The organism is Streptomyces sp. ATLC9, from assembly GCF_057196705.1.
In genome coordinates, this window is the sequence record NZ_JBXUOY010000234.1 from 1 (window position 1) to 8,019 (window position 8,019).

An 8,019-nucleotide genomic window follows, 5' to 3' on the forward strand; every position below is an offset into this window, starting at 1 on the left:
CCCTCCGATGAGGGGCCGCCGAAAGGCGCGCACCCTCTCGACGCACCACTTTTCCCGGCCGGGGCCGGCCGGGAAAAGGGAAAAGAATCCGGTGGGTGATCCGGAACGCGGCATGTTCCTCACCGGCCGAACCGTCCGTGACGCCCGGTGAACCGCCCGGTGCGGGAGCCCTCTTCGGACAATCCCGTACCGGAACGGGGAGGCGCGGCGGGCCGTTTTGCCGCACCGGGCGGAACGCCGTCATCCCGCCCGGTGGACACCGGTTCCGGACCCCGGGGTGCCGGAAGCCGGAATTCGCGGGCGGCGGCGGTTCCCGGTCCGGACGGCTTCCGGTCGGCGGGGAGCCGGGCGCGGCTCAGGCGGTCGCCGTGAAGTCCCCGCGCCGGCGGGCGGGGTGACCGGCCCGCTCCGCCGCGACCCGCCAGGCGGCGACGACCGCCCGACGGGCGTGGGCGGTGGCCGTGACCACGTCGCCCGACAGCCGGACCGGCTCGCCGACGTGGACGTGTACGCCGGGACGGCGCAGCGGGGCGGTGACGAACCCGGCGACCTGCCTGGCGGTGGACCCGGAACTGATGCGGCGGGAGCCGGCCTGCCCCAGGGGGACCACCGGGGCGCCGGTGGCCAGCGCCAGCCGGGCCAGCCCGCTGCGGAACGGGCCGGGCTCGGCCTCGCCGGAGTCCGCGCGGCGCGGCAGACCGCCCTCGCCGTAGATGAGCACGACCCGGCCCGCCGCGAGCGCGGCGGCGGCGCCCTCCAGCGAGGCGGCGGCCCGTTCGGTGCCCCGGTGCACCGGTACGTGCCCGCCGCGGACGAGGGCCTGCCGCAGGCCGGGTATCCGCCACAGCCCGGCGGTCGCCAGCACCACGGGCCTGGTGTCCAGGCGGTGCAGGGCGGCCAGGACCACGCCGGGATCGACCAGGGAGGTGTGGTTGGCGGCGACGATGCTGCCGGGCGCGAGCTCGGCGCCGGGGTCGGAGGTGACCCGCAGACGGCCGAGGGCGGGGACGACGGTGCGGGCGACGGTGCTGAGCACGGCGGGCTCCTCCGGGTACTCCTGCGTGGTTTCGGTGTGTCCGCCGGACGCCGGACGCCGGGCGCCCGAAGGGGCGGCGGACCTCATTCTCGCCGGGCGCGCCCTGCGGCGCCTGAGTAGCCGTACTCATCCGTGCCCGGGCGGTCGTCCGGAAGTCGGCGTGCCGCGGGGCACATCATCGGCGGGGGTGGACATCGGCGTGGCGGAGGCGCTGACGGCCCTCCGGGCGCGGCCGGAGCTCCTGGCCCGCGGCACCCTGACGTGGAACCACATCGCCGGTGCCGTGAGGCCCGAAGGGCTGGCACGACGGCGGGTGCTGCTCGGCGCGCCGTCGTGGCTCCCCCTCTCCACTTCCGGGACCGGCCGTGCCGTTCGGCGTGACCGGTCGCCCGGCCGTATGCGCCGAAGGCCGTCCCCCGCCGCGCGGGACGGAGTTCGCCCTGCGCGCGCGCCGAGCCGGTGGCACGGGCACGCCACCGGGTGCGCGGTCCGCCGGCCGCGTGTGGAGATGCGCGGACGCCGCCCGGACTCGCCCACCGGCCCCCCGAGTGCCCGTTCGCCGCGGAACGCTGATGCGCGCCCCGGGCGCCGGGTGCCGGGCCTCGCGGCGGACCGCGGCTCCCCGTGGACCTGCCCGCTCCGCCCGGGTACGACGCCGTCGGCGCCGGCCCGGTCCGGACGGAGGGGAGCGGGCCGGCGGCGGTGCGGGAGCCCCCGCGCGGGCGGGGAGCGGCCGGTGCGGGAACCGGTCAGGTCTTGCGGTAGTCGTACGCCTCCGTCGCGGCCGCCGCGACCGCGTCCAGGTCCGCGCCGGCGGAGGCGGTGACCACGGCCGCGACCGCGCCCTCGACGAAGGGCGCGTCCACCAGACGGGTGCCCGGGGGCAGCTCCTCCTCCGCCAGGAGCGTGCGCACCGTCAGCACCGCGCTGCCCAGATCCGCCAGCACCGCCACACCCGCGCCCCGGTCCACCCGGCGGGCCGCCTCGGTGATCAGCTCCGAACTGGTGCCAAGCCCGCCGTCCCCGGCGCCGCCGGCGGGCGCGACGGGGACATCGGCGCCGCCCGCCAGCCCGAGCGCCATATGGGCGACGGACTCGGCCACCTGCCTGCTGTGCGAGACCAGTACGACGCCGACCCGGCCGCTCGGCCCGCTCATCCCGCTCATGCGGACTGCCCGGTCGCGGCGGTGCGGGCGGTGTCGGCGAGCGCGGCGAAGAACAGTGCCGAGGAGGTGGCGCCGGGGTCCTGGTGACCGATGCTGCGCTCGCCCAGATAGCTCGCCCGGCCCCTGCGCGCCCGCATCGGCACGGTGGCGGCGGCCCCCTCCTCGGCGGCCCCGCGCGCCGCCTCGAAGTCACCACCAGGATCGCCCAGCGCCTCGACGGCCGGATACAGCGCGTCCAGCATCGTCTTGTCGCCCCGCGCCGCGGAACCCAGCTGCGCCACCGCCTCCACCCCGGCGCGCAGCGCCTCCCGCAGCTGTCCGGGATCCACGCTCTCCTCCGTGCCCAGCGCCTTGCCCGCGCGCCGCAGCAGCGTCCCGTACAGCGGGCCCGAGGCACCGCCGACGGTGGAGATCAGCCGGCGCCCGGCGAGGGCGAGCACCGCGCCGGGGGAGGAGGGGGCCTCCTCGTCCAGGGCGGCGACCGCAGCGGTCAGACCGCGCCGCATGTTGGCGCCGTGGTCGGCGTCGCCGATGGCGGAGTCCAGCTCGGTCAGCCGGTCCGCCTCCCGGTCCACGGCGGCCGAGGCCGCGGACATCCAGCGGCGGAAGAAGTCGGCGTCCAGTGCGACGGTCACCACGGTCTCCTTGTCTGCGGGCTGTCCACGAGCGGTGCCCGCGGCGGCTGCGTCCGGTTCCCTGCCCGGCCGGACGGGATCACATGCCCCAGCGCAGCGCGGGGGTGCGCACCGGCGCGTCCCACAGCCGCAGAAGCTCCTCGTCCGCCTGGCACAGGGTGACCGAGCAGCCCGCCATGTCGAGCGATGTGACGTAGCTGCCGACCAGGGTGCGGGCCACGGCCACACGGCGTTCGCCGAGCACCCGGTGCACCTCGGCGGCGAAGCCGTACAGCTCCAGCAGCGGGGTGCCGCCCATGCCGTTGACCAGCGCCAGTACGGGGCGGTCCGGGCGCAGGTCGTCCAGCACCGCGTCCACCGCCGTGTCCGCGATCTCGCCGGAGGTCATCATCCCCCGCCGCTCGCGGCCCGGTTCTCCGTGGATGCCGATACCCAGCTCCAGCTCGCCGGGCGGCAGGTCGAAGGTGGGCACGCCCCGTGCCGGAGTCGTGCAGGCGCTCAGCGCGACACCGAAGCTGCGGGAGGACTCCACCACCTGCCGGGCCACCGCCTCCACACGCTCCAGCGGCGCTCCCGCCTCGGCCGCCGCACCCGCCAGCTTCTCCACGAACAGCGTGGCACCGGTGCCGCGCCGCCCGGCGGTGTAGGTGCTGTCGACCACCGCCACGTCGTCGTCGACCAGCACCCTGGCGACCAGTACGCCCTCGTCCTCGGCGAACTCGGCGGCCATGTCGAAGTTCAACACGTCGCCGGTGTAGTTCTTCACCACGAACAGCACACCCCGGCCGCTGTCGACGGCCGCCGCCGCCCGTGCCATCTGGTCCGGGACGGGGGAGGTGAACACCTCGCCGGGGCAGGCCGCGTCCAGCATTCCGGGGCCGACGAACCCGCCGTGCAGCGGCTCGTGCCCCGATCCGCCGCCGGAGACCAGCCCCACCTTGTCCGCGACCGGCGCGTCCCGGCGCACCACCACCCGGTTCTCCACGTCGACCGTCAGGTCCGGATGGGCGGCGGCCATGCCGCGCAGGGCGTCGGCCACCACTGTCTCCGGCACGTTGATCAGCATCTTCATGGGTGTCTCCCGGTGAGCTTGGCGGGTGGGTCGTCGGCCTGCGTTTCTGCCGGTCAGGGCAGATTCGAGTAGTTCTCGGTCCTGGCGGTCCGTAGCGGCCGGAAGCGGGCTGTGGCGGTACTGATGCTGACCTAATGCTGACTTTAGTGACGCCGTGTCAGGTTTCTGCGGTAGATCGACAGCATGCCGACCGGATTCCTACGGAGGCAGTATCGGCCTTGCGGTAGCGAAGGTCACGTGCAAGAACGTCATGGGCGCGCCCCGGTCCGAATCAGGGTGCACTTGGTTGCGGTCGGACGTCGATGTCTATGCGTACACCAGGCCTCGTCAACACGTAGGGCGCGGAGACGTTCCAGCCCTTGCATACGGTTGGGAGGGATCGCGAAGTTTCCCCGTGATCTCGGACACTCGTTCGTTGTGCCGCGAGGGTGTGCTGGTGTCGTTGCCTGGTCTCGGCCGGGGTGAGGTAGCCGAAGGTCTTGTGTTTGCGCAGGCGGCGGCGGTTGTAGAAGGTCTCGATGAAGGTGAAGACCTCGGTGCGGGCGGTGGCCCGGTCTGGCCAGGTACGGGTGCCGATCTCCTCCTTGAGCAGGGCCCAGAAGCTCTCCGCGGCGGCGTTGTCGAAACAGGATCCGGTGCGTCCGCAGCTCTGCCGCAGCCCCAACTCCTCTATTCGGTCTCGGAATTGTGCTGATGTGTTCCTCGGGTTCAACCGGTCGTTGCAACACCGGCTTGTTGGATCGACTGTAGCTGCTCGTTGAGGGCTTCGGCGGGGGTCTTCCAGCCGAGGGTCTTGCGTGGTCGTTCGTTCAGGGTGGCGGCGACGGCATCGAGTTCCCGGCGGTCGTAGCGGGAGAGGTCGGTTCCCTTGGGGAAGTACTGCCGCAGCAGTCCGTTGGTGTTCTCGTTGGTGCCGCGCTGCCAGGGGCTGTGGGGGTTGGTGAAGTAGATCTCCAGCCCGCTGTCGATGCGCAGTTGGGCGTGCTCGGCCATCTCCGAGCCCTGGTCCCACGTGAGTGTCCTGCGCAGTTGCTCGGGCAGTGAGGTGATCGTGGAGGCGATGGCATCCCGCACCGCTGCGGCCGTGGGCCATGTCGAGAGCGTCGACGACGAGCTCGGCGCGGTGGTGGTCGGCCATGGCGTAGCCGACGACCTCGCGGGTGGCCAGGTCCAGCCAGCGGGCGAGGTAGAGCCGGCCCTCGGCGGTGGGCAGGTAGGTGATGTCGCCGACCGGCTTGGTCACGGGGCGCTCGGCATGGAAGTCGCGGCCGATGAGGTCCGGGGCCGGCTTCGCCTTCTTGTCCGGCCGGGTCAGTGAGCGGTGCTTGCGGCGGCCGGCGCCGCGAATGTCGCGCTCGCGCATGACGCGGGCGATGCGCTTGCGGTTCACCCGCTGCCCCAGGCGGCGGAGCTCGGCGTGGATGCGCGGGACGCCGTAGGTGCGGCGGGAGGCGATGTGCAGCACGGTGATCTCGTGCGCGAGCGCGTCGTCGGCGGCCTGACGGGCCCGGCGGGCGGCCTCGTCCTCGCGCCAGGCGTAGTAGGAGGAGCGGGCCACGTGCGGCACCCGGCACAGCAGCACGATCGGGTAGTTCGCCTTCTCCGCGTGGATGAACCGGTACAGCTCGCTCACCGGTCGTTCTCCTTCACGAAGAAGGCGGTCGCTTTTTTCAGGATCTCGATTGTCTGCCGCTGTTCGCGGTTCTCCTTGCGCAGCCGCTTGAGCTCCTCGCGCTCGGCGCTGGTCAGCTCGCGGGAGCCGCCCTCTCCCCGGTCGGCCTTGGCCTTGCGGTACCAGCCGCGCAGGGACTCCGAGCTGATGCCGAGCTCCCGGGCCACGGCGGTGACCGTCTTGCCCGAGGAATCGACGAGCGCGATCGCGTCCCGCTTGTACTCGTCCGAGTACCGCTTCGTGAACTTGCTTCCCACCTGGTGCTACTTCCTCTGGAACCTCAAGATCCCAGTCTCCAGGTGTCCACGACCACGGGGAAGCCTCACCTGAGGCCCTGCCCGTGGCGGTGGACGTCCCCCGCCCGCCGGCGGGCGGTTTCGGCCGGCCTGCGCCGCCCCACCCCGCCCGGGGGGCGCCGGGGCCCGGGCGGGCGCGGTCAGGCGGATTCCCCGGACGTGGATCCCAGCGCCCGGATCGCGACGTCGATCGCGGTGGTCAGACATGCGAGGTCGTGGCCCGCGCGCTCCCGCACCCGAAGCCCGAGCACCGTGGTGAACAGCAGTTCCACGGCGGCGTCGATGTCGAGGTCGGCGGGCAGTTGGCCGTGATCACGCCCCTCGGCCAGCAGCGACCGCAGGGCCTGCTGGGTGACCTCGAAGGCGGCCTCGGTGCGCTGGTGGACCTGCTGGTCGGCGGTACCGATTTCGGTGGCCGTGTTGACCACGAAGCACCCCCGGCCGGGATCGCCGTCGGCAGGGCAGGTGACCAGCCACAGCATCCATTCCCGCAGCACTTCCCGGACCGGGCGGTCACCCGCGTGCAGCCGCTGCCGGGCCTCGGTCGACTCGGTGGCCCGGTAGTGGTCGAGCGCACGCAGGAACAGCGTGTGCTTGTCCGTGAAGGTCCGGTACAGGCTGCTGGGCGTGAGCGCCAGCTTCTCACCGAGATCACGCACGGAGGTGGCGTGGTAACCGCGTCGCCAGAACAGCTCGGTCGCCGAGACGACCGCACTGTGTTCGTCGAACTGTCGAGGGCGTGCCATGTATTCACTCTACCCAACTTGTGGAGCGATCGCTCTCATACTAGGCTCCCGTATGGGAGCGATCGCTCCCGAATCATGGAGGAGGCACGGTGACGACCGCAGAACAGACCCCGGCCCAGGCGAGGGCCCCGCGGACCTCGCAGAAGAGTCACTGGCTGGCGGTCAGCGCAGTGGCCCTGGGAACATTCCTGCTGGTGACCGCCGAGCAACTGCCGATCGGTCTGCTGACCTCCGTGGGGTCGGCGTTGTCGGTCTCGGAGGGCACGGCCGGGCTGATGGTGACGGTGCCCAGCCTGGTCGCCGCGGTTTCGGCGCCGTTGGTCCCGATGCTCGTCGGGCAGATGGACCGGCGAATCCTGCTGCTCGGACTGATGGCGCTGATGACCCTCGCCAACGTGGCCTCGGCCACGGCCCCCAATTTCACCGTCCTGGTGTCCTCCCGGGTGCTGGTCGGCGTGGCGATCGGCGGCTTCTGGGCGGTCGCGAGCGGTCTGGCCGTCCGGCTCGTGTCCACCGAGAACGTGCCGCGCGCCACCGCGATCATCTTCGGTGGCGTGGGAGCCGCGAACGTGTTCGGCGTCCCGATCGGCACCCTGGTCGGTGATCTCACCGGCTGGCGCATCGCCTTCGCGTCGCTGAGCGGCCTGGCGCTCGTCGCGCTGATCGGCCTGCTGGCCGTGCTGCCGTCGCTGGCCGCCTCGCAGCCCATCCGGCCGCGTCTGCTGGCCCAGCAGTTCCGCAACCCGGGCGTGCGCGTCGGCATCATCGCGACGGTCCTCATCGTGTTCGGGCACTTCTCGGCCTACACGTTCGTCAGCCCGGCGCTGCAGAGGCTGTCGGGCATCGACGAACGCTTCGTCGGTCCGCTGCTGTTCGGGTTCGGTGCGGCAGGCATGATCGGCAACTTCATCGCCGGCTCGGCGCTCTCGCGCAGGGTGCACCGGAGCGTGCTGGTCATCGCCGTGTCCCTGGCGGCCGCCATGCCGCTGTTCCTGCTGCTGGGCCAGACGGCGGTCAGCGGCGCCATCCTGCTGATCGTCTGGGGGCTGGCCTTCGGTGGTGTGTCCGTGGGCCTGCAGACCTGGATGATCAAAGCCGCCCCGCAGGCGGTGGAGGCGGCCTCCTCCCTGTGGGTGGCGGTGTTCAATCTGTCGATCGGCCTCGGCGCACTGGTCGGCGGCGTCATCGTCGACACGCTCACCCTCCAGGGTGTGCTGTGGCTCGGCGGCGCCTGCGCCCTGGCGGCCGCACTGGCGATCTGGGGCGCCCGCGCCAACGAGAACCTGCGGTGACCCGGATCCTCGCGGGTCACGCCGGAGGTCCGTCTCCGGTGTGACCCGGCAGGACGGGCCGGCTGCCCGGGCCGCCCCCCGTCGCGGGGGGCGGGCGGGCGCGC

Annotated in this window: 8 protein-coding genes and 2 pseudogenes; 1 reads left to right on the forward strand and 9 read right to left on the reverse strand. The window is 72.9% G+C overall.

The window, feature by feature from the left end:
* Positions 1 to 355: 355 nt before the first annotated feature.
* From AC2CJA_RS20810 to AC2CJA_RS20850, 9 genes and pseudogenes are all read right to left on the reverse strand, one after another.
* Entirely contained in the window at positions 356 to 1,036 is a 681-nt protein-coding gene (locus tag AC2CJA_RS20810) for a lysophospholipid acyltransferase family protein (protein ID WP_484604198.1), read from the reverse strand.
* A 749-nt stretch (positions 1,037 to 1,785) separates the two neighbouring features.
* Complete coding sequence (dhaM, locus tag AC2CJA_RS20815; protein ID WP_484604199.1) at positions 1,786 to 2,193, reverse strand: dihydroxyacetone kinase phosphoryl donor subunit DhaM; 408 nt, start codon at positions 2,191 to 2,193, stop codon at positions 1,786 to 1,788.
* 5 nt (positions 2,194 to 2,198) lie between these two features.
* Entirely contained in the window at positions 2,199 to 2,798 is a 600-nt protein-coding gene (gene dhaL, locus AC2CJA_RS20820; RefSeq protein WP_484604204.1) for a dihydroxyacetone kinase subunit DhaL, read from the reverse strand.
* 118 nt (positions 2,799 to 2,916) lie between these two features.
* The gene (gene dhaK / locus AC2CJA_RS20825; RefSeq protein WP_484604200.1) at positions 2,917 to 3,909 is read right to left on the reverse strand and encodes a dihydroxyacetone kinase subunit DhaK; all 993 of its coding nucleotides are present in this window, start codon (positions 3,907 to 3,909) and stop codon (positions 2,917 to 2,919) included.
* Positions 3,910 to 4,180: 271 nt separating this feature from the next.
* Positions 4,181 to 4,573 carry an integrase core domain-containing protein gene (locus AC2CJA_RS20830; protein WP_484604205.1) on the reverse strand — a complete coding sequence of 131 codons (393 nt, stop codon included), beginning with the start codon at positions 4,571 to 4,573 and terminating at the stop codon, positions 4,181 to 4,183.
* Between the two features lie 44 nt (positions 4,574 to 4,617).
* Positions 4,618 to 4,992 (reverse strand): annotated as a pseudogene (locus tag AC2CJA_RS20835) (IS30 family transposase); the annotation flags it as partial.
* 52 nt (positions 4,993 to 5,044) lie between these two features.
* Positions 5,045 to 5,542 (reverse strand): annotated as a pseudogene (locus tag AC2CJA_RS20840) (IS3 family transposase); the annotation flags it as partial.
* A complete protein-coding gene (locus AC2CJA_RS20845) occupies positions 5,539 to 5,838 on the reverse strand; it encodes a transposase (protein ID WP_484604201.1) in 300 nt (99 codons plus the stop codon). The gene AC2CJA_RS20845 and the pseudogene AC2CJA_RS20840, both read right to left, overlap by 4 nt.
* Positions 5,839 to 6,017: 179 nt before the next feature.
* Positions 6,018 to 6,623 (reverse strand): TetR/AcrR family transcriptional regulator, encoded by a 606-nt coding sequence (locus AC2CJA_RS20850; protein ID WP_484604202.1) that lies wholly within the window; start codon positions 6,621 to 6,623, stop codon positions 6,018 to 6,020.
* 89 nt (positions 6,624 to 6,712) lie between these two features.
* Here AC2CJA_RS20850 and AC2CJA_RS20855 point away from each other — a divergent pair, with 89 nt between their 5' ends.
* Positions 6,713 to 7,915 (forward strand): MFS transporter, encoded by a 1,203-nt coding sequence (locus AC2CJA_RS20855; RefSeq protein WP_484604203.1) that lies wholly within the window; start codon positions 6,713 to 6,715, stop codon positions 7,913 to 7,915.
* Positions 7,916 to 8,019: the final 104 nt, after the last annotated feature.

What these genes read in the sequence shown, in the direction of transcription:
- dhaL (WP_484604204.1), bottom strand. Translation starts at nt 2,798, where the DNA reads ATGTCCGCGGCCTCGGCCGCCGTGGACCGGGAGGCGGACCGGCTGACC.
- AC2CJA_RS20850 (WP_484604202.1), bottom strand. Translation starts at nt 6,623, where the DNA reads ATGGCACGCCCTCGACAGTTCGACGAACACAGTGCGGTCGTCTCGGCG.
- dhaK (WP_484604200.1), bottom strand. Translation starts at nt 3,909, where the DNA reads ATGAAGATGCTGATCAACGTGCCGGAGACAGTGGTGGCCGACGCCCTG.
- dhaM (WP_484604199.1), bottom strand. Translation starts at nt 2,193, where the DNA reads ATGAGCGGGCCGAGCGGCCGGGTCGGCGTCGTACTGGTCTCGCACAGC.